At 61.3% G+C, this 25690-nt stretch carries 23 protein-coding genes and 1 pseudogene; 6 read left to right on the forward strand and 18 right to left on the reverse strand.

The window, feature by feature from the left end; translation table 11 throughout:
- The first annotated feature begins 33 nt into the window (after positions 1 to 33).
- Together BSIN_RS10775 and BSIN_RS10780 are read left to right on the forward strand one after the other, a co-directional pair.
- Positions 34 to 1212: an acetyl-CoA C-acetyltransferase gene (locus BSIN_RS10775; RefSeq protein WP_089340486.1), complete on the forward strand. Its 1179-nt coding sequence runs from the start codon at positions 34 to 36 to the stop codon at positions 1210 to 1212.
- 28 nt (positions 1213 to 1240) lie between these two features.
- On the forward strand, positions 1241 to 2062 hold the full coding sequence (locus tag BSIN_RS10780; RefSeq protein WP_369828169.1) for an enoyl-CoA hydratase-related protein: 822 nt from the start codon (positions 1241 to 1243) through the stop codon (positions 2060 to 2062).
- A 69-nt stretch (positions 2063 to 2131) separates the two neighbouring features.
- On the opposite strand, the gene BSIN_RS10785 is transcribed toward BSIN_RS10780, so the two are convergent.
- The 15 genes from BSIN_RS10785 to BSIN_RS10855 form a co-directional block, all read right to left on the reverse strand.
- Positions 2132 to 3160 carry a phosphotransferase gene (locus BSIN_RS10785; RefSeq protein WP_089340488.1) on the reverse strand — a complete coding sequence of 343 codons (1029 nt, stop codon included), beginning with the start codon at positions 3158 to 3160 and terminating at the stop codon, positions 2132 to 2134.
- A gap of 106 nt (positions 3161 to 3266) precedes the next feature.
- Positions 3267 to 4439, reverse strand: a complete 1173-nt coding sequence (locus BSIN_RS10790; protein WP_089340489.1) for an acyl-CoA dehydrogenase family protein — start codon at positions 4437 to 4439, stop codon at positions 3267 to 3269.
- 284 nt (positions 4440 to 4723) lie between these two features.
- Entirely contained in the window at positions 4724 to 6808 is a 2085-nt protein-coding gene (locus BSIN_RS10795) for a lipoxygenase family protein (RefSeq protein WP_256583742.1), read from the reverse strand.
- Positions 6809 to 7122: 314 nt separating this feature from the next.
- Complete coding sequence (locus BSIN_RS10800) at positions 7123 to 7896, reverse strand: tetratricopeptide repeat protein (RefSeq protein WP_089340491.1); 774 nt, start codon at positions 7894 to 7896, stop codon at positions 7123 to 7125.
- Complete coding sequence (locus BSIN_RS10805; RefSeq protein WP_089340492.1) at positions 7893 to 8348, reverse strand: cytochrome c-type biogenesis protein; 456 nt, start codon at positions 8346 to 8348, stop codon at positions 7893 to 7895. The genes BSIN_RS10800 and BSIN_RS10805 overlap by 4 nt, the downstream gene beginning before the upstream one ends.
- Positions 8341 to 8871: a DsbE family thiol:disulfide interchange protein gene (locus BSIN_RS10810; RefSeq protein ID WP_089340493.1), complete on the reverse strand. Its 531-nt coding sequence runs from the start codon at positions 8869 to 8871 to the stop codon at positions 8341 to 8343. Before BSIN_RS10810 ends, BSIN_RS10805 begins: the two co-directional genes overlap by 8 nt.
- A complete protein-coding gene (locus tag BSIN_RS10815; RefSeq protein ID WP_089340494.1) occupies positions 8868 to 10859 on the reverse strand; it encodes a heme lyase CcmF/NrfE family subunit in 1992 nt (663 codons plus the stop codon). The genes BSIN_RS10810 and BSIN_RS10815 overlap by 4 nt, the downstream gene beginning before the upstream one ends.
- Positions 10856 to 11323: a cytochrome c maturation protein CcmE gene (gene ccmE, locus BSIN_RS10820; protein WP_089340495.1), complete on the reverse strand. Its 468-nt coding sequence runs from the start codon at positions 11321 to 11323 to the stop codon at positions 10856 to 10858. Before ccmE ends, BSIN_RS10815 begins: the two co-directional genes overlap by 4 nt.
- Entirely contained in the window at positions 11320 to 11496 is a 177-nt protein-coding gene (gene ccmD / locus BSIN_RS10825; RefSeq protein WP_083237280.1) for a heme exporter protein CcmD, read from the reverse strand. The genes ccmE and ccmD overlap by 4 nt, the downstream gene beginning before the upstream one ends.
- Positions 11493 to 12257 (reverse strand): heme ABC transporter permease CcmC, encoded by a 765-nt coding sequence (ccmC, locus tag BSIN_RS10830; RefSeq protein WP_089340496.1) that lies wholly within the window; start codon positions 12255 to 12257, stop codon positions 11493 to 11495. The genes ccmD and ccmC overlap by 4 nt, the downstream gene beginning before the upstream one ends.
- Before the next feature lie 10 nt (positions 12258 to 12267).
- Positions 12268 to 12936 (reverse strand): heme exporter protein CcmB, encoded by a 669-nt coding sequence (gene ccmB, locus BSIN_RS10835; RefSeq protein WP_089340497.1) that lies wholly within the window; start codon positions 12934 to 12936, stop codon positions 12268 to 12270.
- A 1-nt stretch (position 12937) separates the two neighbouring features.
- The gene (gene ccmA / locus BSIN_RS10840) at positions 12938 to 13558 is read right to left on the reverse strand and encodes a cytochrome c biogenesis heme-transporting ATPase CcmA (protein ID WP_256583744.1); all 621 of its coding nucleotides are present in this window, start codon (positions 13556 to 13558) and stop codon (positions 12938 to 12940) included.
- A 136-nt stretch (positions 13559 to 13694) separates the two neighbouring features.
- The gene (gene roxA / locus BSIN_RS10845) at positions 13695 to 15740 is read right to left on the reverse strand and encodes a rubber dioxygenase RoxA (RefSeq protein WP_218192415.1); all 2046 of its coding nucleotides are present in this window, start codon (positions 15738 to 15740) and stop codon (positions 13695 to 13697) included.
- A gap of 161 nt (positions 15741 to 15901) precedes the next feature.
- Entirely contained in the window at positions 15902 to 16339 is a 438-nt protein-coding gene (locus BSIN_RS10850) for a DUF4334 domain-containing protein (RefSeq protein ID WP_159935946.1), read from the reverse strand.
- Between the two features lie 34 nt (positions 16340 to 16373).
- On the reverse strand, positions 16374 to 17483 hold the full coding sequence (locus tag BSIN_RS10855) for an NAD(P)-dependent alcohol dehydrogenase (protein ID WP_159935948.1): 1110 nt from the start codon (positions 17481 to 17483) through the stop codon (positions 16374 to 16376).
- Between the two features lie 225 nt (positions 17484 to 17708).
- Between BSIN_RS10855 and BSIN_RS26200 the strand changes: the two genes are divergently transcribed.
- Positions 17709 to 18155: a hypothetical protein gene (locus tag BSIN_RS26200; protein WP_218192416.1), complete on the forward strand. Its 447-nt coding sequence runs from the start codon at positions 17709 to 17711 to the stop codon at positions 18153 to 18155.
- A gap of 406 nt (positions 18156 to 18561) precedes the next feature.
- Here BSIN_RS26200 and BSIN_RS10865 read toward each other — a convergent pair whose 3' ends face one another.
- Both BSIN_RS10865 and BSIN_RS26475 read right to left on the reverse strand, forming a co-directional pair.
- Entirely contained in the window at positions 18562 to 20526 is a 1965-nt protein-coding gene (locus BSIN_RS10865) for a hypothetical protein (RefSeq protein WP_256583745.1), read from the reverse strand.
- Between the two features lie 220 nt (positions 20527 to 20746).
- Positions 20747 to 21117 (reverse strand): annotated as a pseudogene (locus BSIN_RS26475) (IS3 family transposase); the annotation flags it as partial.
- 251 nt (positions 21118 to 21368) lie between these two features.
- Here BSIN_RS26475 and rbsK point away from each other — a divergent pair.
- The 3 genes from rbsK to BSIN_RS10880 all read left to right on the forward strand — a co-directional run bounded on the left by rbsK (position 21369) and on the right by BSIN_RS10880 (position 24784).
- The gene (rbsK, locus tag BSIN_RS10870; protein WP_089340501.1) at positions 21369 to 22295 is read left to right on the forward strand and encodes a ribokinase; all 927 of its coding nucleotides are present in this window, start codon (positions 21369 to 21371) and stop codon (positions 22293 to 22295) included.
- 69 nt (positions 22296 to 22364) lie between these two features.
- Positions 22365 to 23711 (forward strand): L-fucose:H+ symporter permease, encoded by a 1347-nt coding sequence (fucP, locus tag BSIN_RS10875; RefSeq protein WP_089340502.1) that lies wholly within the window; start codon positions 22365 to 22367, stop codon positions 23709 to 23711.
- 2 nt (positions 23712 to 23713) lie between these two features.
- Entirely contained in the window at positions 23714 to 24784 is a 1071-nt protein-coding gene (locus BSIN_RS10880) for an aldose 1-epimerase family protein (protein WP_089340503.1), read from the forward strand.
- Positions 24785 to 24806: 22 nt separating this feature from the next.
- Here the strand turns inward: BSIN_RS10880 and deoR are convergent, their stop codons facing one another.
- Positions 24807 to 25577 carry a DNA-binding transcriptional repressor DeoR gene (gene deoR, locus BSIN_RS10885; RefSeq protein ID WP_089340504.1) on the reverse strand — a complete coding sequence of 257 codons (771 nt, stop codon included), beginning with the start codon at positions 25575 to 25577 and terminating at the stop codon, positions 24807 to 24809.
- Between the last annotated feature and the right edge of the window lie 113 nt (positions 25578 to 25690).

Genomic DNA, 25690 nt, shown 5'->3' on the forward strand with positions numbered 1-25690 from the left:
TCGCCGATTTCCAGTCTTCGACAAGGAACTGACATGACGGAAGCCTTTATCGTAGCGGCCGTGCGCACGGCGGGTGGCCGCCGTGGCGGCCGCCTCTCCGGCTGGCACCCGGCCGATTTGGCTGCACAGGTGCTCGACGCATTGATAGCGCGTACCGGCGCCGACCCCGCGTTAATCGACGACGTGATCATGGGCTGTGTCAGCCAGATTGGCGAGCAGGCCTCCAACGTGGCGCGCAGTGCGGTGCTCGCGTCCAGCCTGCCCGAGTCGGTGCCGGCGACCACGGTAGACCGGCAGTGCGGCTCGTCCCAGCAGGCCTTGCATTTCGCTGCGCAGGCGGTGATGTCGGGCACGATGGATTGTGTCATTGCCGCTGGCGTGGAAAGCATGTCGCGCGTGCCGATGGGGTTGTCGATCGCGCTGCCGGCCAAGAATGGGTTTGGCTTCTATGTCAGCCCGGCGATGAAGCATCGTTATCCGGACGTGGAGTTCAGTCAGTTCACTGGCGCCGAGGCGATCGCGAGGAACTATGGTTTCTCCCGTGACGATCTCGACGAATACGCATACCAGAGTCACCAGCGCGCCATCGACGCGGTGAAGGCCGGCCGCTTCGAGGAGGAGATCATACCGGTGGCCGCGCGTAGCGCCGAAGCCGGGGATCTGAACGAGCCGCACCTGGTGGATGAGGGCATTCGCTTCGACGTCACGCGCGAGGGCATTGCTGGCGTGAAGCTGATTGCCGAGGGGGGGCGCGTCACTGCGGCGAGCGCCTCGCAGATCTGCGACGGCGCATCCGGCGTGATGGTGGTCAACGAGCGCGGGCTCAAGGCGCTGGGTGTCAAGCCGCTAGCGCGCGTGCATCACATGAGCGTGATGGGTCACGACCCGGTAATCATGCTGGAAGCGCCGTTGCCGGCGACGCAGCGTGCGCTCGGGAGGGCGGGTCTGACTATCGGCGACATCGACCTGTACGAAGTCAACGAGGCGTTCGCGCCGGTGCCACTGGCTTGGCTGAAGGTGCTGGGTGCGGATCCGCGGCGCCTGAACGTCAATGGCGGCGCTATCTCGCTGGGCCACCCGCTGGGCGCCTCGGGTACCAAGCTGATGACGACGTTGGTCCATGCACTGCATCAGCGCGGCGGCCGCTATGGCCTACAGACCATGTGCGAGGGCGGCGGGCTGGCCAACGTGACCATCGTCGAGTGCCTCTGACCGCGTGAATCTGGAGGAGAGTATGACGATGAGTGAGATCCGCCTTGAACGCGACGGCGATGTGGCCATCGTCCGCATCGTCAACGCCGCGCGCATGAATCCGCTGACGGTGACGATGCAGGCCGAGCTTCGCGAAAGCCTGGCCGTGCTGCGTGCTGATCCCAGCGTGCGCGCATTGCTGCTCACCGGCGAGGGCAAGGCATTCTGCGCAGGCGTGGACCTTTCCGGCATGCGCTCCGCCAACGCAAGCGACGCTGGTGACCATGATGGCCGTACCTTGGGCCAGCGGACCGCCGACATCATGCATGAGCAGTCGAACCGTCTGGTGCAGGAACTGCGCGAGCTGCCCCTGCCGGTGGTATGCGCGCTCAATGGCGCCGCGGTGGGCGGGGGCATGGGTCTAGCGCTCACGGCCGATGTGGTGATCGCCGCGCGTTCGGCCTATTTTTACTTGCCTTCCCTGCCCAGGCTGGGCATCGTCCCCGATCTGGGTGCCACGTGGTTCATGAGCCGGCTGGTCAGCCGTGCACGCATGACCGGGCTCATGTTGCTGGGTGATCGCCTGTCGGCTGAGCAGGCGGAGCGGTGGGGACTGGTGTGGGCGTGCGTTGATGACGAAGCACTGTTGACCGAGGCGCTGGCGGTGGCGCGGCGCTTGGCGGCACAGCCTGTGCATGCCGTGTTGGAATCGCGCCGCGCGCAGGATGCCGCAGACAGGCACAGCCTCGCCGAGCAGTTGTGCTACGAGGCCGAACGCCAGCGCGAGCTGATCGATCGGCCCGAGTTTGCCGAGGGCGTGCGTGCGTTCATTGAGCGGCGCGAACCGGATTTCAAGGCCAGGTCGGCATGAGCCTGAGTCGCGCGGCAACCGGCCGGATGTCCGCGGTCGACGGGCGCCCATGACGGAGTCGCACCCAGATCAGCGACGTGTGGCGTCGTACCGCTGGGCGCATGCCCAGCCGATTTCCGCTAATGGCGCGCTTTTGGCCGCCGTGTCTATCGCGTCCACGGCGGTCGCATTGCCGAGTACGGCGCGCGCGCCGATGCCATGCAGGATCGCGGCCATCCGAAACAAGTTGTACGCGAGATAGAAATCCCAGTGCTCGCGCGCTTGACGGCCCGTCGCGGCTTCATATTGACCGATGTAATCCGCTTCGGCGGGAATGCCCAATTCCGCCAGATTCAAACCGGCGATGCCGCGCCAAATACGTGGCGGAATTTGCCAGCTCATCGCGTGGTATGAGAAATCGGCGAGCGGATGGCCGAGCGTCGACAGTTCCCAGTCGAGCACGCCGAGTACGCGCGGTTCAGTTGGATGGAACACGAGATTGTCGAGCCGATAGTCGCCATGCACGAGCGTTGTCTCGTCACCGTCAGGTATTTGCTCGGGCAGCCAATCCATCAGTTTGGTCATGGCGGCGCTTACAGGTAGCGTCAACTCGCGGCACTGTTTCGACCACCGGGCGATCTGCCGCGCGAAATAGTTGCTGGTTTTACCGTAATCCTTCAGACCGACTGCCGCAACGTCAATGTGATGCAGCGCAGCGATGATGCGATTCATTTCTGCGTAAATCGCCCGCCGTTGCGCCGGCATCATGCCCGGCAGCGATTGATCAACCAGAACCCGGCCATCCAGATATTCCATGAGGAAAAAGGGCGTGCCGATAATCGATGTGTCTTCGCAATACACGAGCATCTCGGGCACCGGAACGGCGCTTTCTTGCAGTGCTTTCATCACGCGGTACTCACGGTCGATCGCGTGAGCGGATGCCACCAGGTGGCCCGTCGGCTTTTTACGAAGGACGTAACGGCCTCGCGCGCAATCGATGCGAAAAGTCGGATTCGATTGACCACCTGATAGCGGCGTGATCACAATCGATCCCGGTCCCGCGAACCCATGATCGTGCAGATAGGCATCCATCGCTGAGAAAAAGTGCGATTGCGTCATTGCGGACTCGTCAGTCGAAGTTGTATGAAACAGCGCTCTGTTTCCTGCGAGCTGGCCTGCGGCATGATGCGACCGATGGCCCACGATGCTTCGAAGATCGACGATTTCACGATGGCTTCCCCGCTGTGTCGACGATCTTACGCGCCATGCTCCAGCGATGTACCTCGCTCGGACCGTCATAGATGCGGAATGCCCGCATATCCAGAAAGATGCGCATCACCGCCGTTTCGGTAGTCACGCCCTGGCCGCCGAGAATCTGTACGCAGCGGTCGACCGTTCGCCATTGCGCCTCCGAACACACCACCTTGGCTCGGCTCGACTCGAAACTGCAGCGATGTCCCTGATCGAGCAGCCACGCGGTATGCCAGATATGCAGTCGGGCAGTCTGCAGGTCCATTTCGTTGTCTGCGAGCAGGAAGCCCACGCCTTCATGTTCGCCGAGCAGCCTGCCGAACGCTCGGCGTTTGCGCGCGTATTCCGTGGCGATGTCGTGCGCGCGGCGCGCTTGTCCGAGCCAACGCATGCAATGTGTGAGACGCGCCGGCGCGAGCCGCACCTGTGCATACAAAAAACCTTTGCCAATTTCACCCAGCACATCGGTCGCGGGAATGCGCACGCGATCGAATGTCAACACCCCATGTCCGCCGGTGAAGCAGCGGTCCATCGCCTCCATGCTGCGCTCCAGACGGATACCTTCGCGGTTCATGTCGGCCAGAAACATCGTGGCCGATCCGTCTTCCATGCGAGCCATGATAATGACGTAATCGGCGCCGCTGGCACCGGTGATGAACCACTTGCGCCCGGTGACAAGGTAGCTGTTGCCGTCCCGTATTGCCGTCGTGGTCAGCATCGAAGGATCCGCGCCGGCGCCTGGCTGCGGTTCGGTCATCGCGAAACACGAGCGCGTGCGGCCTTGAACTTGCGGCCGCAACCACCGCTCCTTCTGCGCGTCGGACGCCACGGTTTCCATCAGGTGGATGTTGCCTTCGTCGGGGGCGTGAATGTTGAGCGAGGTTGGGCCGAGCCACGAGTATCCGGCTTCCTCGAACACCACGGCCTTGGCCACATGACTCAATCCCAATCCCCCCATCTCGACCGACGCGTGCGGTGTCAACAGACCTGCATGCCGGGCGCGATTGATCAGTTCATCGCGCAATGCCTCGCTTGGCCCGTGCGCGTCTTGCCGCGCATCGTTTTCCAGCGGGATAACCTGTTCGACAATGAACTGGCGTGTTCGATCACGTAGATCGATTAGTTCGGGTGAAAGCTCGAAGTTCATGATGAGGATGGAATGCCTGGGGTTCTGTTCGCACCGTGTTACGGGCCTTGTATGTGTGCGGCCGAAAGATGGTTCAAACACATCTTAGGCATGGCACCGGTCGCATCCAGCCTTGCGTGCATGCGTCGACTGATCCGCTGCGGGAGGATGCCAGCGAGTATAGGGAGGAAGCGGGTCTTTTCGAATCGTCGGATTCGACGATGAACGTGATGCGGACCAGCACATAAGAAAACCGGCTTTGCTGTTACGAAACGTCGTCACTTCTGGCTGGACGAGGCGATCAGTCAGATGTTGGTGCTGGCGGGAATTCGACTTGGCAGCAAGTACGGATAAGGCGTGGCTCGCGTTAGATTGCGATTGTTAATCGTGGCTTCAGCCTGCTGAAGTGCTTGCTGAAATCGCTGCAGCGGGCCGCCGCTGTACGTGACCCTAGGATCAGTGATGAGCGGTAAGTACGGGAAGACATTGCTCCGATAGTCACCGAGATTGCGGTAATAGATCCCGCCGAGCAACTCATAGATCGCGACGCGTTCGATCGCGGCGATCATTGGCGGCAACATCTTGTTCCAGCTATCCTGGCTTTGTCCGTTCGTGCCGGTTGGTGCCGGTGCGGACAGCAAGGCCGAGAGCGCCGGCGCATACGTACAGAGATCGCGCTGCGGAAAATTGATTGCTGCATGCTGCGCGCTCGCGTTGAAAATGACGAGCGTCAGCACGTTCACCAACTGCGGCTTCGACGTGATCGGTACAAAACCTTTGACATGTCCGTTGTTGGCGACATCGTTGACCCATGCGGCGAGTTCATAATCGCCGGTGACATCGCTATCGGATTGATAATAGACGTCCACATAATCCGCGGCCCACGCGGCGATCGCATTCCAGATCAGCAGGCCGTCGTCCCGATAAGGGTAATCGGGCAGAAAGGCTGGATTGTCCACTTTGCGATTTGCCAGATCGGTCGGGAGCATATGTTGGTAGAAATCGAATGCCAACCGATCTGCCGCCACGCCCTGCTCGATTAGCGGGATGGTCTCGGCAAACAGCGTATTGATGAACCCGAGAGGAACTGGCGGAAGCAGAATGAGTGACGCGCTTTCGTTGATATAGAGCGTACCTTCGAAATGGGGCGTCAGCAGGAGATAAAGCGGATGGGTATTCGCGAGATTGCGATGGGTTGCCATCGCGAAGACTTCGCTTACGAAGTGCGTGCGTGAAAGATGCACGAACATCTCATGATAATTCTCTTCGGCTCCCTGCACGACACTCTTGGCCTGCTGCCATGCCCAGTATGCCGATGCATTGCTCGGGTCCGCGGGAAGGAAGATCGGATTGACGGACGGGTCCTGATCGCACTGGATGGCGACCGGTACCAACGACGTTCCGCCCTTCGGAATCGCGAATAGTGCGATCGGCGCGTATGAATAGCCGGTCCCGGTCAAGAGTTTGGAAACGGGGCCTGACGTGGCGACCTGTCCGAGCGCGGCGTAATCCAGCAGATACAGTCGATGCTCAAGTGCCGCTGTGCCGAGGTCGTCCGACGGTCCCATGACTTGTCGGTACTGCGTATTGGTCAACGGGAACTTCGACGGAAGGCCGGAGACTCCTTGGATCAACGCGGGATTCTGGCCCCCGACGCGCAGATGTGCGAATACGCTGTCTTGATGAAACGTATTGGCAATGTCCGGTAACGGAATGGTCGCGAACAGCGCTTTATAGTTCGTTTCGTTGCGGTTGCTGTCCTGGGCTGCGTAGAGCAGATTCAACTGCGTAATGATCGATTGGATCAGAGTATGGATCGTTTGCAGCGTCGTCAGCAGTGTCGACTGGAGCGTCGAGATCTTCGCCAACGCAGCCGAATCGCCGGGATTGGCCAGCAGCGCGCTATAGCTCGATTGCACCGAGGCAATACTGGCAGTGATCGAATTCAACTGGTTCTGCCAGAGCGATACGGCACTGCTGGGAGCTGCCGCCAGGAAGTTGGTCAGAATCTTGACTAGGGTTTCGGCTGCCAGCAGTTGCCACTCGACGGTTGGCAAATCCTCAGCCGTTACGGTTGCCGCCATCGGAATATTCGCCGAGTTGGGGAAATTTTCTGTCCAGACATAGTTCAGTTTTTGAACTTCCGTATAGGTAGCCCGCGCGAGCCGCCCTTGAGGCGTGTCATATTGAGGCAGGGTCGGCACTAAAGTTGATCCTGCCGCCGCAGCCACCGTTTGGCTGGCTACTGGACTCGACGGACTGGACACTTTGCAGGCTGCGGAACAGAGCCAGTTACTCAATCCGGAAAGCACCTCCGCCCGGACCGCAAGCGTCACTGCGGTGCTACCACCTATAACGGCCGTAGCCTTCACCATATCTCTTCGGTTCATATTTGGAATCCCATCCTGAAACCTGCGTTTGCGACTGTGCCAATCTTGTAAATTTGGATACCTAAGTAATAAAAGCAAATTGTCTAATGCGATCAACCTTTCCCGATTAACGAGAGAATTTTCCGGAAAACAGATTCTCGAATCGATTCGGGGTTTCTAAATCCACTCGTCTGCTCGAGCGCACTGCTACCGAGCGAGCGCAAATTCCAGTTGTGCGAACGTGCTGGCAATCCATCCCGATCGAGATCAGCATCAAAATCCACGAGATCATCGCATGCCACAGAACACACCTTACGATGCGGCGGCCCTGCCGGCTATTTGGGACGGGAGGCAACCGGCGCGACGTCCGCGTCCGGCGGCAGTCCGGCCAATTGGCGAACTCGCACGATGGCGCCGCGTATCTTCTGCGAGAGCGGGCTGTCCGCCGGCTCCACTTGCAGCAGCGTGTTCCAGTACTGCAACGTGCTCTTATAGTCGCTGCGGTTGAAGGCCACGGCTCCAGCGAAAGCGAGCACCTTGGGATTCTTCGGATCGATCTCGAGCGCACGGGCAATCAGTTTGGCCGGTTCTCCCTCGAGGCTGCGACCGTTCGCGATTGCGAGTGATTCGGCGTAGTCAACGAGCATTGAGGCATCGTCTGGCCGCAGCTTGGCTGCCTGTTTGTAAGCCTCCACGGCTTGAGCATGCTTGCCCAGGTTCGCGTAAGCGCGTGCAAGCATCCACCAGCCTTCGGCGTCGTTAGGTCGGTTCTTCATGCGCTCGGCCAACTGGTCGACCAGGAGCTGATCTGGCAGCGTCGAGCGGGGAGCGGCGCCATCGCTTCCCGAGACTCGCGGGGATGAACTATTCGGGCCGAGGGGGAGGCTGGAGGGCGAGCCGATCCAGTAGTAGCCGCCGCCCGCAACGACGCAGAGCAACAGCGCCAGTGCGACGGCCAGGGCAGGCGACGCCACGGATCGCGTCTCGCGGGCTTGCTTGCCGGACGCATTCCGCTCAGCGCGATCGAAGGGCCACCATGAAAGCCGCGTCAGTAGCGCGGCTGCCAACAGGCACATCGCAATAGCGCTCAAATAGAAGGCGGCCGTCATGACTGAGTTTCCCGCGCGGCGCCGCGCTCGTCGAGTGTGTCGGGCTCAAAGCAGTCGTCGCTCATTCGGGCGCGCCGACGCAGCACCAAGAACAGACTCGTGGCGCCGATCAGCAAAAGCGCGGCGGGGCCGAGCCACAGCAGCAGGGTGGTGGCCTTGAACGGCGGACGGTAGAGCACGAAGTCGCCATAGCGGTCCGTCATGTACTTGACGATCTGCTCGTCGCTTTCGTGCTTGCGCAACATCACGCGTACCTCTTCTCTCAAGTCTTCCGCAAGATCCGCATGCGAATCGGCAATGGTCTGGTTTTGACATACCAGGCAGCGCAGCTCGCCTGTGATACGCAGCATATGCGCTTCCAGAGTCGGATCGTCAGCGGCCGGTGTGGCATCCTTGGCGCTGGAAACCAGGGATAGCAGGCCCAGAAGCACTGAGGCGAGAAGCCTAGCCATTGAGTTGCCTTAACAAGGGAAGGACACGCTCGTTAATGACCTGAGCCGTGAGTGGGCCAGTCTGCTTGAAGCGGATTACTCCCCGCTTATCAATGATGAAGGTCTCGGGTACCCCGTAGACGCCGAAGTCGATGCCCACGTGTCCGTCCTGGTCGAAGGCCGATGCCTCGTAAGGGTTGCCGAACCGGCTCAGCCAGCCAACGCCGTCGGCGCGCTTGTCCTTGTAATTCAGGCCGATGATGGGGACAGCCCCGGTGCGTGAGAAGGCTACCAGCGTAGGATGCTCCTCGCGGCAGGCGACGCACCACGAGGCCCACACGTTGAGCATCCAGACTCTGCCCAACATGTCGTCGCGCCGGACGAGGGCGGACGGATCATCCAGCCGCGTCAACACGAAGCGCGGCGCTGGCTTGTCGATCAGTGGCGAAGGCACCTCGTGGGGGTCTAGTCGCAGGCCGCGCCACAGGAAGCCCGCGAGGATCGCGAACACGACGAGTGGTAAGAGGAAGCGCAGGCTTTTCATGCGTCGGCTCCCGAACTTGCGCAGGCGGTCCGACGCTGATCGGCCTTTGAGCGGGCGCGATAGCGGCGGTCGCTGGCAGCCAGGGCGCCGCCGATCGCCATCAGCAGGCAGCCCCCCCAGATCCAGTCGACAAAAGGCTTGACGTAGACGCGCACGATCCAGGTGCCGCCGCCGTGAATCGGTTCGCCCAGCGAGACATAGAGATCGCGCGTCAGACCGGGATCGATCGCCGCCTCGGTCATGGGGGTGCGCTGTACGCGGTAGATACGTTTTTCGGGCCGCAGCTGCACCACCGGACGACCATTGCGCGTGACCTCGATCAGGCCCTGCACGCCATCGTAGTTGGGCCCCTGCATGTCCCTGACGCCACGGAATGCGAAGACGTAACCGGCCAGCTCAGTGGTGTCGCCGACGTCCATCCTCACGTCGCGCTCGACTTCGAAGGTCTTGACCATGCTCACCCCAAAAGCGAAGGCGGCGACCCCGAGATGGGCAATCATCATGCCGATCATGGCGCGTGGCAACAGGCGCAGGCGGGCTATGAGCTTCGTCTTGACACCGCCGGTGGGCCGCACGCGCTCCCATAGGTCGGTCGCGACGGAAGCCACAATCCAGTAGGCCATCAGGAAGCCCAACGTCGGTCCCAGCGAGAGGCGGCCGGCCAGCCAGCCGGTCGCGGCGGCGGCGATTACCGCCACCGCGGCGGCCCAGCGCAGGCGTTTGGCGAGATCGGGCAACTCGGTTTCTTTCCAGCGCGCCAGTGGGCCGACGCCGAGCAGGAAGACCACCGGCGCCATCAACGGTACGAAGACCGTGTCAAAGTAGGGGGGGCCGACTGAGATCTTGCCCATGCCCAGCGCATCGAGCAGCAGCGGGTAGAGCGTGCCCAACAGCACTGACAGCATTGCCACGATAAACAGCACGTTGTTGCCGAGCAGCATGGTCTCGCGCGACACGATGCCAAAGCGTGCGCCTAGCCCGACCTTAGGGGCGCGCCAGGCATACAGGGCCAGCGAGCTGCCGATCACGACGGCGAGGAACGTCAGGATGAAAAGGCCGCGGCGGGGATCAGTCGCGAAGGCATGCACGGAGGACAGCACACCTGAGCGGACGAGGAAGGTGCCAAGCAGCGACAGCGAAAAGGTGATGATCGCCAGCAATACGGTCCAGGACTTGAAGGCACCGCGCTTCTCAGTCACAGCTAGCGAATGAATCAACGCCGTGCCGGCTAGCCACGGCATGAAGGAGGCATTTTCCACCGGGTCCCAGAACCACCAGCCGCCCCAGCCCAGCACGTAATAGGCCCACATGCTGCCCAGCATGATGCCGATGGTGAGGGAGAGCCAGGCCGCCGTGGTCCAAGGGCGGGTCCAGCGCGCCCAGGTGGCGTCCAGATTGCCGCCCAGCAGCGCCGCTAGCGCAAAGGCGAAGGCTACCGAAAAGCCGACATAGCCCATGTAAAGCATGGGCGGATGAGCCACCATGCCCGGGTCCTGCAGCAGCGGATTCAGATCGTTGCCGTCTGGCGGTACGGGAGACAGGCGCACGAAGGGGTTGGACGTGGTGAGCATGAACAGCAGAAAGCCCACGCTGATCAATCCCATCACCGCGAGGATGCGCGCCACGAGTGGCTGCGGCAAATGCCGGCTGCGCTGCGCGACGGCCAGCATCCAGATGCTGAGCATCATCAGCCATAGCAGCAACGAGCCCTCGTGTCCTCCCCAGACACCGGCGATGCGGTAGGGCAGCGGCAGGGCGCTGTTGGAATTGGATGCCACGTAGAGCACTGAGAAGTCGTTGCGTGCGAAGCAGCTCGCGAGGCACAGGAAGGCAATGCCGACGAGTATGAAATGTGTCTGCGCTGCAGGGCGAGCGAGCGACATCCAGTCGACTCTCGCGCGGGCCGCACCCAGCAGAGGCAGCGTGCCCAGGATCAGGGCAACGGCAAGCGCCAGCAGCAGCGCGATTTGTCCAAGCTCGGGAATCATGGTCTGCCTGCCTCCTTGACCACCGTGGCGGCGACTTTGTCGTTGATACGATGAGCTTGCTTCAGTGCGTCGGCCGCCTCGGGCGGCATGTAGTTCTCATCGTGCTTGGCCAATATCTCGCGAGCGACGAAGACGCCATCTCCGCTAATCTGCCCCTGGGCCACCACACCCTTGCCCTCCCTGAAGAGGTCTGGGAGGATGCCCTCATAGCGCACCGGTATGGTCCGCACGGTGTCTGTCACTAGGAAGTTCACCGTCAGGCCATCGCGCCGCACGCTGCCGTTTTCCACCAGGCCGCCCAGCCGAAAGGTGCGACCCGCCGGCGCCTCCTTGGCAAACACCTGCGATGGCGAATAGAAGAACACCAGATTGCTGCGGAAGGCATTGAGCACCAGTGTGGCGCCTACGCCCACCGCAGCGGCGATGCCCAGCGCGATAGCCAAACGCATGTGGCGAGGCTTCATGGCCGTGACTCCGCTTTCCGGGCGCGCGCCGCATCCAGTAGGGCGCGCCGCCGGCGGTGCGCCGCCGCCCGAGGTTCCAGCAGCATGATCAACGCAGTCACCGAGTAAGCTCCCCAAACATAGAGACCGTAGCCGCCCATGGCCAGGAATTCGGATGCAGTGTGCCAGTTCATGCGGATCGCTCCGTGCCGAGATTCGAGGAGGATGCCGACGCCAACTCGCGCACCCAATCGGCGTGTGATTCACGCTCCAGCACGATTGCCGTGGCTCGGGTGAACACCACCGCAAAGGTGTACGCCCAGAATGCGAAGATCATCAATAACATCGCGACGAGCATGACGGTGGCCATCTTGGGCGCGGCCGTCATGCTGACGGTGGCACCCTGGTGCAGCGTGTTCCACCAGCGCACCGAGAAATAGATGACCGGTACATTGACGGTGCCGACGATCGCTAGCAACGCACCGGCCTTATCGGTGCGCCGCACGTCGTCGATCGCCCCGGTCAGCGCGATGTAGCCGAAGAAGAGGAAGAGCAGGATCAGCTCCGACGTTAGCCTGGCATCCCACACCCACCAGGTGCCCCAAGCCGGTTTGCCCCAGAACGAGCCGGTCCATAGCGCGATGAACGTAAACAACGCACCGGTCGGCGCCAGCGCGTGCGCCAGCATCGAGGCCATGCGCGCATTCAATATCCAGCCGACGGCGGCCCAGCCGGCCATCGCCAGATAGATCACCATTGACATCCAGGCCGCCGGCACATGGATGAAGATGATGCGGTAGGCTTCTCCCTGCTGGGCATCCGTGGGTGCGACGAACAAGCCGGTGTACAGCCCGATCAGCGCAAGCAGTACCGCCGTGGTCCACAGCCAGGGGATGAGCAAGCTGGCCAGTCTGTAGAAACGCGAAGGTGCCGAGAAAGTGAACCAGCGGATCATCGTAAGCTCCTCATTCCAGCGAGATACGCAGAGCTGCCGACGTGGCCGGCGGTGCGGTCAGTGCAGCAAAGATCAGCAGGGCGCCGAGGATCGAATAGTGCCCGCTTGGCGATTGCCCCGCTTCGGCTGCGCTGATTGCGCCGGCGCCGAAGATCAGTACCGGAAGGGACAGTGGCAGAACCAGCAGGATGATCAATACGCCGGCGCTACGCAGACCCAGCGTGAGGGCAGCCCCCACCGAGCCAAGCAGGCTCAATATCGGCGTGCCCAGCAGCAGCGTTGTGCTCAGCACGAGCAAGGACGGCAGGCTCATGCCGAGCATCAGGCCAATCACCGGCGCAGTCACGATCAGCGGCAGCCCGGTCAGCGTCCAATGTGCGGCGACCTTGGCGCACGCGATCACAATGCCGCTGTGGCCCGACAGCAGCATCTGCTCCAGCGAGCCATCGGTGAAATCGCCGGCATACAGGCCGCTCACGGACAACATGGAGGCCAGCAACGCACAGACCCAGACCACGCCAGGCGCCATCTCGCGCAGCATCCGCGGTTCGGGCCCGACGCCTAACGGGAACAAGCTGACCGCGATAATGATGAAGGCCATCGGCAGCAGTGCTTCGATGCGTCGGCGCAAGGCCAGCCGCAGATCGCGTAGATAAAGGGCGAAAAAAGCCGCGTGCATCTCAGCAATACCGGTCCAGGTTGATTTCCTTCGGCCGTAGCATTCCGATATCCACGGCTTGGTGGCTGGTCAGCAGCGTCGTGCCGCCGCAGCTTGCATGCTTGTGCAATGTGTCGCAGAGACGCGCCACGCCATCGGTGTCGAGCGCGTCGAAAGGCTCGTCGAGAATCCATAGCGAAGGTCTATCGTCTGCCGTAAGGCGGGCCAGCGTGACACGGCGCCGCTGGCCTTGCGAGAGCGTGCGTACCATCGCGTTGTGCTGACTTTGCAGATCCCACGCTTGCAGTGCGGCATGCACCGTCAAGTTGTCGCTGGGTCGGTCGTGGATGCGCAGCAAAAACGTGAGCGCTTCACTGACCGTGAGGTCTTCCTTCAACGCGTTGCTGTGGGCAACGTAGATGAGTTGCCGTCGAAAACTGTCAGCTTGCCGCACCGGCACGCCGCCCCAGCTTATCTGCCCGGTCTCGGGGAGCGACAAGCCAGCCGCCAGCTTGAGCAGACTGGTTTTGCCGCTGCCGTTATGCCCGCGCACCCACAAGATTTCTCCTGCCCCCACACTGAGATCGAGATCCTTGAAGAGGAGTTTGTTGCCTCGTCGGCAGGCAAGCCCTATGGCGGTCAAGCGTGGCGAGACCGCTGTGGAGCAAGGACTATCGCAATGCGATTGAATCGACATGTGTTTAAAAAACCGCTTGCCGGAGGGGCCGGCAAGCGGAATTCACCACTGGAGAAGAGAGCAACACCACTACATCACGCCGTTACAGTGTCTTTAGATACTCGATCAATGCCAAACGCTCTGCGTCGGTCAGTGATTGCGTAAAGGTGTGACCGGCGTTGCTGTTGCCGTACAGATTGCTGTTGTAGATCATGCGTGACTGGATCTGCTGATCGGTGATCGGCGGCGGCGACTGGTAAGCCAGATTAAAGTACTTCGCCATGACATTATTCCAGGCCGAGAACAGTTGATCCGGTGTTGCCTGACCATTACACGGGACATACGGACTTGTCGCCGAAGTGTTATTGCAATTGACGGCAGTGTATTTCCAGCCGAGATTTTGAAAATCATAGGATGCGTAACTGTAGTCGAAGCCCTGATTCTTGCCTCCGATACCGGGGGGGCTGTAAGGACGCGTCCAGGCATTCGGGCGGTCGCTTGGCTTCAACACTCCCCAAATCGTGGGTACGCTTCCGTTGTGGAAATAAGGCGCATTCGCCCAAGCGCCATACAACGGAGGGGCGACATAGCCAATAGGCAGTGCCCATTGGTTCGGCCCGATTGGGGAATAGAGCGGGCCGATTCCGTTGTCGTAGGCAGCGCGGGGCACGCGACGCAACTGACTCGCCGTGATGTCCAGGGGATTCAACTGATTATCGCCGTAGTACGCGTACCAGCTGGGGCTGAGTTCGTTATAGGCCCACCATGACGATGCCCATGCACGCCGCTGAAAATCACTCGCCATCAGTTGCATTCTCTGTGGATCGGTTTGAATCGTCTGAATCGGCGTGACGACGCCCGCTACGCCTTTCAGGCGCGGATCGGGGAGGTAGTTCGGATCGTTTACGTATTTCGGCGAATACACACCATGGCAACTGGCGCAAGAGCCGTTACCCGGCGGTTTGGGAATGCCGGCGTTAGCGCCATTTGCCCACAGATTGCGTTCGTGGAAGATCACAGCGCCTTGATTGGCAAGCGTCGTGTTGATTGGCTGCGGATACGGCGCAGGCGACATCGAGAGTAGAAAATTGTTGATATCGTCGAACTCAGATTCCAAATTCCGTCGTTGCGCGGCGGTACGCGAAATGTTGGCAACGCCGAATGCCATTTCGGAATGCACGTTGTCGGAGGTGAGCGCACCATCCCAGAATTGCCGCGTCTTGAAGGCGCGAGTCCACCAGGTCGGCGCCTTGGTCATCCCGGCAGCCGGGCTGTTGACCTTATACTCGAGCGGGCTGGGGGACAGCATCAGATTGTCCATGTCGAACAGGGCCGGCAGTAGCGTGACGAGACCGATCGCATCACTCGAACCGCGTCCGACGCTCCATGGAATTGGCAGCAATACGCCGGGTGAGGTGAGAATATTCGAGCGCAATAAATCGGATGCAATCAACCCGGAGTCATTCGCACTGTTGGAATGACCATAAGTGAAAGCAGATTCGGTCGTTGAACCCAAACGCGAGTCATGGCAGGACGAGCACGAGGCCGCAATCATGCCGGTCCACTTGCCGCTGTCGTCCTTCCCTTGAATCAGACCAAGCGGCAACTGGCCGCTGCCGCCATTCGTCAAATTAGGGTCCTCTCCGGGCAGCGGATACGGATTGCGGAACGGGGCCGGGTACAAACCGTATCGCTTGGCGACTTGATCATCGAAATCCGCCGGGCGCTGTGCGTAGCCCCATACCTGCCAGATGTTGTAGTAGCTCGACGCCAACGCCATCGGCTGGAAGTACTGACGCGTTTGCAAGTTATTCTGGCCACGCGCGACGCTTGCCCGCCATGCGCCACACGTTGTCGGCCGCGATGGTAGGCGCTTGACATAGGGTGAGGGCGGGTTATGCAAATCAACGAAAAAAGCGTTGAACTGCACAGCGGCATTCGGATTGGTGTTTACTCCAGGCACGACCAAGGTGCGTGGGTCGGTTGGTACAGGTGTCGAATCAGGCTGGCCATTACAACCGGCCGCCAGTGGCGACCTGATTGCGGCCTGATCAAGCAATTGTGCCTCGGCATGGTTGCCCCACGGCAGTACCGTGCTGACGAATGCGCCTGCAATAGCGAATGGCCATTGTTTTGCTATGCTCATCATGTCTCCCCCAAATTGGTCCGGCAACCTATCCTAGCGATTCCGGATCAGCGGCGGCATCGTCTGAAACGATGAAATCCGAACCCTTGGCAACACGCGTGATAACTCGGATAGGTATAAACCCCTGAGGACGCCTTGCGCCGTGTCTGGCGCGCAAGCGCAGATCACTCACCGCGCCATCGTTGCAAATAGAAGTACAACGGAAACGCATCGCCTTTGCGGTCCATCACCCCTAGCACCGTGTCGTCATCCAGGCGCTTGAAATAATCGATGATGGGGTGCTTGTCGTAGACCATCGCGGCCGTGGGCGCGCTTTCGCCGGGGGCCGAAATCATGCGCAGTCGCGCGGCGCCCATCGCCTCGCTAACGATCCGGTGGCCCTGTTCGTCGCGGCAAACGATAGGAGCGACATCCTCGACGCTGTTGAAGTTTTTTCCGCACCAGCGCATCTGCGCAAGCATCAGCTCGCCGGGATGGCCAGTGTTGAATACGCCGCCAGTCCAATTGCCCTGCATGAAGTCGCAGCCTGTCGGCGGTAGGCCAGCGAACCACGCTGCCAGCTCTTGCAGCGAGATGCGCTCACTGTGCCCGCGCGCCAGCATCCGTTCTAATTGCGCACTCATCGTTTGGTCTCTCCTAGCCCTCGAAGGGATCGAACACCAACACTGGCTTGATAACGCGTCCGGCTTCCATGTCGGCCACCGCCTCGTTGATCGAGTCGAAGGGGTAGGTTTTCACCAGCCGATGTAGCGGCAGCCGCCCTTGACGGAACCAATCCAGCATGCGTGGCACGAAACTGCGCGGATCGGCATCGCCTTCGATCGTGCCGCGCAGCGTGCGGCCGCTGAGCATCAACGCGTTATGGTTGAAGTTGAGCGTGGCCTCCGGGCGGCCAACGCCGGCGCAGACCAGTTGGCCGCGCGAGCGCAGCAGGTGGAGGAAGGCACGCTCAATCAATGCAGGCTGCCCGGTGGTGTCCAGCGCATGGCTGAGTCCGCCCCAAACTGCCACAGGCTCTACGGCGGCCTCGATGTCGTGCGCCGTGGCGGTAGCGCCAAGTTCACGGGCCAGAACCAACCGCTCCTCCAGCCGATCCACGGCCAAGATGTGGCGACAACCCTGGATACGCGCTGCCATGATGGCGGCCAGGCCTACGCCGCCACAGCCGAACACGGCGACGGCGGAATCCACGTCCGGAGCCAGGATAGTGATCATGGCACTCATGCCGGTTTGCACACCGCAGGCCAGCGGCGCCATTAGTGCGGGGGGCAGATCTGGGTCGAGCGGAACCAAGTTTGCAGCAGCCGCAATCGCGTGAGTCGCGAAGCTGGATTGGCCAAAGAAGTGACCGGTCAAGGGGGCGCCGTCCTGGCTGAGTGGCGAACTGCCATCAAGCCGTCGCCCCTGCAGGCAAAATCGTGCTAGATGTTGACAGTATGCTGGCGCTCGAGCCATACAGGAAAAACACTCGCCACAGGCCCCGAAGCTGGCCAGCACACGTTGTCCGACATGGAGTTCGCTGACTTCGGGGCCGATTGCCTCTATCACGCCAACGCCCTCATGCCCGAGCACCGCTGGCAACGGAGTGCGTAAATGCTGGTCGCGTGCGGCCAGATCGGTATGACAAATGCCGCAAGCGAGCAGCCGCAACCGAACCTCGCGCCGATGTGGTTCGGCTTCGAGCGTACAGTCATCAATCGAGAAGCGATGGGTCCCGCGTCGCGCGATCGCCGCCCGGATCTTCATATGGCCAACGGCTCGAGGGCTTTCCATTGGAGGATGACACGGTTTGCAGACAAATTATGTAATGGTCGGATTGCGAAGAAGTATCGTGATCGCGCCAGGATACCTTTGAGCCGTAAGCGCCGATCGTGAGCGCAGCAATCGTCGAGTTTCATCATGGTGACGGCAATATCGCAGTACAGCATTGGGGGCGCCATCGTCCAATCCGACGAAATTCGCCGACATTAAATGTATTGGGCCTCTCGCGAGTCGAACGCGTTTGACGCATATTCGGAAAACTGCGTAGAAATCAAAGTCAACCCTGGGTGGGTGACTTCGGCAGATGGGAGATCAAAATCTAAGGGGAACGCCGAACTCGAGCATGGCGCGTCGCATCATGGATGCGATCTTATAAGGGTTCTTAAATTTTACATAATGCAAATTATAGACTTTTTATGTGTAGGTCCCATTCAGATTCACTTTGTCGACCCGGACGGCACGATTCACAGCAAGGTGCTCAAGCGCGCCCAGATGCTGCCGTTCTTCGCCAACCGGCCGGCGATGGCACGCCGCTTCGGCAACGACGAGATGTTGCGTCCCTTCGCCGCATTCACGCCCGCACGGCGGATCGGCACGCCTGAGGACGTGGCCGACGCGGCCGTCTGGCTCTGCAGCGACGAGAGGCACGCTTCGTGACCGGCAAATCGATCCTCGTCGACGGCGGCTACACGATCGGCGGGATGCGCTGATCGATCCGACGACGGAGGAAGGACCGATGGAATATGTGAGACTGGGAACGTCCGGCCTGAAATTCTTGTTCCGGATTTCCCCATATAAGAAATGACCGTTTTATTGTCTCCATAAAACAATTAGATCAATCGTTATTGTGTGATTCGGATGTTAAGCTGATAGCGTTTCCGGTCAAAGCTCGACAGCTCTCGTAAGTATTCGCAATCGTAATTGAGGCTGTAGCCGAGTCGGCTCGAGCCCGACCAGGCGGCCGAACGGCCGGCACGGTGGCAGCGGCCGGCACATTCCCGACGAACGCATCGCCGACAACATGCCAGCCGCTTTGCTTCATAGCCGCTTCATGGCGATATCGTCACATGAAGAGTTGTACTTCTTCCCGCTTCGCTTTCTTGAGCGGAAACGCCGTGACGACCATGCCGTTTTGCCGCAGCACGATGCGAACATTGCGGAACACGGCCACACGAGCGCCGTCGCGGAACGTGAAGTGGCTATAGGTACGCACAACCTTGCCGTCCGCCGTTCGCGTTTGCGTATATTGCGCGTCGACATCGGTCAGCGCCGCCATGATGACCCGGGTCAGCATATCGCGCGAATCGACCGACAACGCGCGCCAATCGTTTCGATGACCGTCGTCGCCGCCGCCACCGCCCGGCGCCCAGATATGTTCGAGCCCATACCCGAAGCGCTGTCCGCGCACGCCTCTCGGGTCGTTCAGATAGACGATCCCGAGGTTATCCCCGGTTGCCGCGCCATCGTGCGCGATCGCGGCCGTCTGCGACGCGAATTCGTCGGGACGCATCCCCGCCGGCATCTCCGTTCTTTGTTGGCGTAACGAACTCACAAGCGCACTGAATTCGCGTCCGTCGGCCGTTCGACTCGCCAGATAATAGCGGCCACCGGTTTGCAACTGCGGGGGCAGCGCGATCGCATCGTCTTGCCGCTTGATCTTGCGCTTCGCCTTCTTCACGCACTCCCAGCCCTGCTCCGTCGCTTCTCGTGTTGCATTGTTGTCGGCGCAACTCGCCTTGACGACCTTCTTCTTCCGTTGCCGCAAGTTGGATGGTTCGTTCGGCTTCGCCCTGCTATCTGATACCTGAACGACATTTTCCGCAGTACTAAGCGCATTTGCCGCACGCTCCGTATCGGCGAGCAGCCACCCGTCCAACCGGGCGTTGCCGGTCGTCAAACGAAGCGGTGCCGCCGCGCCGGACGCGCTATCGACGTTGTATGCGTTGATCTGTTGAAGCAGCGAGCGAATCGTGGTCGGCGGCAGTTCCCCGACAGCTGCGATCGCTTCGCGATCCTGCATCGTGCACGCGTCCGGTCCGCTTTCCCGTCGCATATTCGGCCGATCACCGCAGAACAGGACGCCCATCGCAACGTCGAAATCCGGCACGTTGCCACCGCCGATCTCGTTTGCCTCGTACACGCTCAGATCGACGTTCACCGGTAACGGCTGCGTTGTGACGAGGTCGATCTGCGTATCGGGCATCGGATCGCTCGTGCGGGTCGAGCAAATGCTCGGTGCGCCAAACAGGCGTTCCCACCACCACGCGGATAGTGACGTGACGCCCTGAATGAAATCTTCGAAGCATCGCTTGCTGCGATGGTGCGAATTCGGACTGTCGGCAAGCGGCACCGTCCGCTGTTCGACGAACGCCAGCGTGCGATTGTCGCGCTGAGAGGACGACACATCGATCCCGGACCGGGCAAACGCATCGAGTCCATAGGGCGAAAGCGCCGAGCGAATCGGATCGGCGATCTCCCGCCCCGCGACGATGCTTGCGCCTTGTATGACGGCCTCGTTGGCGGTCACGATCACGCTGTCGGACCATTCGGATTGCGCGGTCGTCTTCGGCACGAGGTAAGCCGTGAACATTAAATATTTGACGTCCTTAGGAATCGGCCGCCATAAAAGCTTCGATTCGGTGCTTTGCGACAGCGACAACGGATTGCTGTCGCCGAACGTCACCGCGATCGCCGACGGCGATACGCGCGCGGCGATGCTGGCATTTTCCGCGCGCAGCGTGAACAGGTTGGCACTGCTGTCGTCGCGCTCGACGAGCACCTTGATCGAGCGCACGGCGTTGGCTTGCCCAAGACGCTCTACCGACAGACTACTCACGCTTCTCGCATCGCCACGAAAATTCGGGAACACCATGGTGTTCGCGATTTGCTCGACGAGGCCGCCGTCCCCTGCTGTCTGACGCGCGTCCATGAAACCGAGCGACTGGGCACCGGCCGACGCCGCCCAACCGATCAGCGCGCAGAGCCCCGACGTCGCAATCAATCGCTTTGCATAAATCTGAGTTGGCATTCGCAATTTCACCTCATAGTTAGGATAGCGAATCCAGACCCCTCAGTATTACAATTACATTACCGCCACAATTTGTCAACAAAGACATCAGAAACGGAAAAATCGCACAATAGGCGCCGCCGGGAAACCGGACTCTCGTTATACGAGGCCCGCCATCGCTCAATTGGCTCCCATCGGGAGCCCATGCGCGTTCCGGCATGCATCGCATCGTGGGCCGTTGCATGACACGAGGCGCCCTGCGATTGACTCTCGGTTCGTCCAATACGCAAACGACATCCGAAGCGCCCCATCGCTGGCCCATGTCGATCGCGAGCGCTCCACGCGTGAAGATATCGATGATGATCAGCGCGAGAAACCTTTGACCGCTCGAAAGCGGGTCGACGATGAAATCCAAACGCCGCGCCCGATTGGGCGCCGTCGACTTCGCCCGTACCGGGCGGCGCATCTTGCGCGTCGCTTGCCGATTGGGCCTGTAACGCGGCGACAGACCTTCGCCTCGATACAGGCGGTACAGCCGATCCTTGCCGATCTCATGGCCCTGCCGAGCAGCACGCGTATGTTCCGATATCCATAGCGCATTCGCGTCGCCGCACCGTCCTACATGCGCTGCCGCGCCGCAATGCAGCCTGCGTGCGGGTCATCCCGGCAAGCTTCAATCGGATCGCACCGTGTGCATATCCGCGGGTTTCTCCTATTCGCCGCACGGTCCGCCACGCGCCACCGCCATCCGATCGATGAATAATGATTGTATTTTCACATGAAATGTGATTTTATTATCATTCATCGAGATAACGGTTCATTCATGAGCCGGCTTGCCCCTCATGCCAAGCCAAGGAAGACAGATGGAGACAATCGCCGTCATCGGCAGCAACATGGTTGATCTGGTGACTTACGTCACCCGCATGCCGGCGCGCGGCGAGACGCTCGAAGCGCCGAGCTTCGAACTCGGCTGCGGCGGCAAGGGCGCGAATCAGGCCGTCGCGGCCGCCCGCCTCGGCGCGCCTGTCGTGATGGTGACAAGCGTCGGCGACGACGTATTTGCCGACAACACGATCCGCAATCTCGAGCGTGCGGGCATCGACACGACGTATGTGCGCAAGGTGCCCGGCGTGCCGAGCGGCGTCGCGCCGATTTTCGTCGAGCCGGATTCAAGCAACAGCATTCTGATCGTCAAGGGCGCGAACCGCCATCTGCGGCCGGCCGACATCGACGCGGCCGCGCCGAAGCTTGCCGAATGCGGTTTGATCGTGCTGCAGCTCGAAATCGAACTCGAAACGGTCTATCACGCGATCGCATTCGGCGCGCGGCACGGCATCCCGGTCCTGCTGAATCCGGCGCCCGCCGTGCCCGATCTCGATTTCGAGCGGATCCGCTCAGTCGAATTCTTCGTGCCGAATGAAACCGAGCTGGCGATCGTATCCGGCATGCCGGTCGATTCGCCGGATGCGGCCGCACGTGCGGCCGGGTCGCTTATCGAGCGCGGACTCAAGCACGTGATCGTCACGCTCGGCGACAAGGGTTCGCTGCACGTGTCGCGCGACGGCGCGCGGCATGTGCCCGGCGTGCCGGTCGACGCGCGCGACACCACCGGCGCGGGCGACGCATACATTGGCTGCTTCGCGCGCTATTACGCCGAATCGCGCGACGTGGCGGCCGCGATGCGTTACGCCTGCGCGTATGCCGCGCACTCGGTCACGGGTTTCGGCACGCAAAAGTCTTACGCGAACGCCGCGACTTTCGAGCGTTTTATCCGCGACGCCGGTCTCTAAATACGGCGGCGCAAGCCAACCAGCCCGACAAAAACCGACAAAACGACCCTTCCCGGGAAGGAGACACCCATGAAACGCGCCAGCATCGTACCCTCGCCCGACGGCTATTATCTGAACCGCACCCCCGTGTTCGCGTTCACGCTGCTCTGCTGCCTGTTCGCGCTATGGGGCACCGCGGCGAACCTGAACGACGTGCTGATCGCGCAATTCAAGAAGTCTTTTTTCCTGTCCGATTTCGAATCGGCGTTCGTGCAGTCCGCGTTCTATCTCGGCTACTTCTTCCTGGCCATCCCCGCTGCCACCGTGGTGAAGAAATTCAGCTACAAGACGACGATCCTCGTCGGCCTGCTGTGCTACACGCTCGGCTGCCTGTTGTTCTTTCCGGCCGCGTCGATGGCGAAATACGGGATGTTTCTCGCCGCCTTGTTCGTCATCGCCGCCGGTCTGTCGTTTCTCGAAACGGCGGCGAATTCGTATTCGACGCTGATGGGGCCGCGCGAAACCGGCACGCGGCGTCTGAATATCTCGCAGACGTTTTATCCGTTCGGCGCGATGGCCGGCGTGTACATGGGCAGCTTCCTGATCTTCAAGGAGGGCGACGCGTCGCACGCGCAGCTTGCCGCGATGTCGGCCGCCCAGGCGCGCGTGCATCAGCTCGCGATGATCCAGGCCACGCTCGAGCCGTACAAATGGCTGATCGCCGTGCTCGCGGTGGTGTTCGTCGTGTTCGCGCTCACGCCCTACCCGGCATGCAAAGGCAACGGCCCGCGCGCGGCGGCGCCCCGGGCCGATGTGCTCGGCACGCTGGCGCGCCTTGCCGGCAACCGCCGCTTCGTTGCCGGCATACTCGCGCAGTTCCTGTATGTCGGCGCGCAGGTCGGCGTGTGGAGTTTCACGATCCGGCTCGCGATGCAGATCGGCCAGCTTTCCGAGCGTGACGCGTCGCGCTACCTGCTCGCGACGTTTTTCGCGTTCTTCGTCGGCAAACTGATCGCGACGTTCGTGATGAAGCGCATCGGCCCGGCGAAAGTGCTGATCGCCTACGGGCTGCTGTGCATCGCGCTGCTCGCCTACACGATCAGCGTGCATAACATGACGGCCGTGTATGCTGCGGTCGGCGTCAGCGTATTCCTCGGGCCGTGCTGGCCGACGATCTACGGGCTCACGATCGACGGCCTCGGCAACGATACCGAGTACGGCGGCTCGATTCTGGTGATGAGCATCGTCGGCGGCGCGGTCGTGCCGTTGATCCAAGGGCTGATCTCCGATCATACGGGCGGCAATATGCAGCTTGCGTTCGTCGTGCCGCTCGCGTGCTTCGTCGTGATCGTCTGCTACGGCTTCCATTGCCTGCGCCATCTGCCGGCGGCCATGCCCGGCGCGCTTGCCGACACCCGCAACGCCTCGGGAGCCTGATCATGCGAGGCGAGATCGAACTGCGCCGCGAAGACTTCCGCGACACGCCGCGCGCGCTATACCGGACCGACGGGCTCACGGCGACCGCGTTCGCGTATCCGTCGGGCGTCGAGGCGCTGAGGCTCGAGAACCGGCGCGGGCATATCGTCGTGCTGCCGTATCTCGGCCAGATGATCTGGGCGGCTGCGTTCGACGGCCGCGATTTGACGATGAAGCATATGTTCCGGCAACCGAGGCGCGCCGCGTCGATCATCGATACATACGGCTGCTTCATGTTTCATAGCGGCATGTTGCGCAACGGCTGCCCCGGCCCGCACGACACGCACGCGCTGCACGGCGAGATGCCCTGCGCGCCGATGGACCGGGCCGGCATGATCGTCGGTGCCGATGCGCACGGCGCCTACGTCGAGGTGACGGGCGAATACGAATACGTGCAGGGCTTCGGCAGCCATTACGTCGCGCGCGCGTCGGTGCGCATCGGGGAGCACGATGCGCGCATGCGGATCCGGATGGAAGTGACCAACCTGGGCGGCGTGCCGATGGATCTGATGTACATGGCGCACTTGAACCACGCGTATGTGCCGGGCGGCCGGTTCGTGCAGTGGCTGCCGAACGGCGGGCTGCGGCTGCGCGAAAGCGTGCCGGCGCACGTGAAGCCGACCGCCGCGTGGCGCGACTACATGGCCGCGCTGGCGCGCGCGCCCGAGCGGCTCGACACGCTCGATGCCCCCGCGCTGTACGATCCGGAAATCGTGTTTTTCATGCGGGATGTGCAAACGGATGCGAACGGCGTCGCGCACTTCCTGCTCGTGCATCCGGACGGCGGCGCATTCCACACCGCCTATCGCCCTGACCAGTTTCCGTATGCGACGCGCTGGATCTTGCACAATGCGGACCAGCAGGTTGCCGCGTTCGCGCTGCCGTCGACATGCGAGCCGGAAGGCTACGAAGCGGAGCGCCGCAAAGGCCACGTCGCCGTGCTCGCGCCCGCCCAAACGCGCGTGTTCGAGGTCGTCACTGGTTATCTGGACGCGGCCGGTGTGCGCGATTGCATGGCACGTCGCGATGCGTGATGCTGGATACCGCACGCTCGCGTTACGTCACGAGCGCGATGCCATGCGCGCGAATCGCCGTTTCGTAATGGCGGCTCAACTGCCCGTCGCAGATCACGTAGTTGAAATCGGCCAGCTCGCCGAAGTAAGCAGCACGCACTTCGTCGAATTTCGTATGATCGACGAGCAGGAAGCGGTTTTGCGCGCGCTGCATGACCTTGCGTTTTGCGTCGACTTCGTGGAAATTGAAGCAGGTGACGCCGCAGCGGTCGCTGACGCCGGCCGCCGAGATGAAGGCTTTCGACACCCGCACGGTATCGAGAATGCTTGCCTCCGCGGCCGATTCGAACACCATGTTCTTGCGATGATAGACGCCGCCGCACAGAATCACGCTGCAATGCGGCTTTTGCTGCAGTTTCGCAAACACGTTCAGCGAATTGCAGATGGCCGTGAATTCGAGATCGTCCGCAATGAAGTCGATGATGAACGGCGTCGTGGAGCCGCAATCGACGAAGATCGTGTCGCCGGTTTTCACGAACTGTGCGGCAAGCTTGCCGATCCGGCGCTTCTCCTCGATCTGCCGGTTGTTCTCGGTGCTGATCAGGTATTCGCCGATGTCGCTGCGCTGCGCGGCGAAATGACGCGTGACATAGCCGCCGATCAGGCTCAGGCCGTGCGGGTTGTCGGCAAGATCGCGGCGGATCGTCATTTCGGATACGTCGAACAGCTCGGCGACTTCGCGCAGGTGGATCGCGTTCTGTCCTTGCAGCATGTTCATCAATGTCTTGATCCGCTCGCTTTTCTTGGTTTCCATGCCTGTCCGTTGTCCGCCTGTCGCTCGTCGGGCCGGGTGCGCGGGCCCGGCAGAAATGCCGTATTTGTAACAAACCGCTATGAAAACATCAACTTTGCCGCGCGGCGCGCTGC

This window comes from Burkholderia singularis, from assembly GCF_900176645.1.
Classification (GTDB): domain Bacteria; phylum Pseudomonadota; class Gammaproteobacteria; order Burkholderiales; family Burkholderiaceae; genus Burkholderia; species Burkholderia singularis.

Coding starts and splice junctions, on each gene's coding strand:
- BSIN_RS10775 (WP_089340486.1), top strand. CDS start 34: ATGACGGAAGCCTTTATCGTAGCGGCCGTGCGCACGGCGGGTGGCCGC.
- BSIN_RS10880 (WP_089340503.1), top strand. CDS start 23,714: ATGCGAGGCGAGATCGAACTGCGCCGCGAAGACTTCCGCGACACGCCG.
- ccmC (WP_089340496.1), bottom strand. CDS start 12,257: ATGATCCGCTGGTTCACTTTCTCGGCACCTTCGCGTTTCTACAGACTG.
- deoR (WP_089340504.1), bottom strand. CDS start 25,577: ATGGAAACCAAGAAAAGCGAGCGGATCAAGACATTGATGAACATGCTG.
- BSIN_RS26200 (WP_218192416.1), top strand. CDS start 17,709: ATGTATTGGGCCTCTCGCGAGTCGAACGCGTTTGACGCATATTCGGAA.
- BSIN_RS10865 (WP_256583745.1), bottom strand. CDS start 20,526: ATGCCAACTCAGATTTATGCAAAGCGATTGATTGCGACGTCGGGGCTC.
- rbsK (WP_089340501.1), top strand. CDS start 21,369: ATGGAGACAATCGCCGTCATCGGCAGCAACATGGTTGATCTGGTGACT.
- roxA (WP_218192415.1), bottom strand. CDS start 15,740: ATGATGAGCATAGCAAAACAATGGCCATTCGCTATTGCAGGCGCATTC.
- BSIN_RS10805 (WP_089340492.1), bottom strand. CDS start 8,348: ATGGCTAGGCTTCTCGCCTCAGTGCTTCTGGGCCTGCTATCCCTGGTT.
- ccmD (WP_083237280.1), bottom strand. CDS start 11,496: ATGAACTGGCACACTGCATCCGAATTCCTGGCCATGGGCGGCTACGGT.
- BSIN_RS10790 (WP_089340489.1), bottom strand. CDS start 4,439: ATGAACTTCGAGCTTTCACCCGAACTAATCGATCTACGTGATCGAACA.
- ccmE (WP_089340495.1), bottom strand. CDS start 11,323: ATGAAGCCTCGCCACATGCGTTTGGCTATCGCGCTGGGCATCGCCGCT.
- BSIN_RS10785 (WP_089340488.1), bottom strand. CDS start 3,160: ATGACGCAATCGCACTTTTTCTCAGCGATGGATGCCTATCTGCACGAT.
- BSIN_RS10800 (WP_089340491.1), bottom strand. CDS start 7,896: ATGACGGCCGCCTTCTATTTGAGCGCTATTGCGATGTGCCTGTTGGCA.
- BSIN_RS10780 (WP_369828169.1), top strand. CDS start 1,241: ATGAGTGAGATCCGCCTTGAACGCGACGGCGATGTGGCCATCGTCCGC.
- BSIN_RS10855 (WP_159935948.1), bottom strand. CDS start 17,483: ATGAAGATCCGGGCGGCGATCGCGCGACGCGGGACCCATCGCTTCTCG.
- BSIN_RS10795 (WP_256583742.1), bottom strand. CDS start 6,808: ATGAACCGAAGAGATATGGTGAAGGCTACGGCCGTTATAGGTGGTAGC.
- BSIN_RS10810 (WP_089340493.1), bottom strand. CDS start 8,871: ATGAAAAGCCTGCGCTTCCTCTTACCACTCGTCGTGTTCGCGATCCTC.
- BSIN_RS10815 (WP_089340494.1), bottom strand. CDS start 10,859: ATGATTCCCGAGCTTGGACAAATCGCGCTGCTGCTGGCGCTTGCCGTT.
- fucP (WP_089340502.1), top strand. CDS start 22,365: ATGAAACGCGCCAGCATCGTACCCTCGCCCGACGGCTATTATCTGAAC.
- ccmB (WP_089340497.1), bottom strand. CDS start 12,936: ATGCACGCGGCTTTTTTCGCCCTTTATCTACGCGATCTGCGGCTGGCC.
- BSIN_RS10850 (WP_159935946.1), bottom strand. CDS start 16,339: ATGCTGGCGCGCGGGCACAGTGAGCGCATCTCGCTGCAAGAGCTGGCA.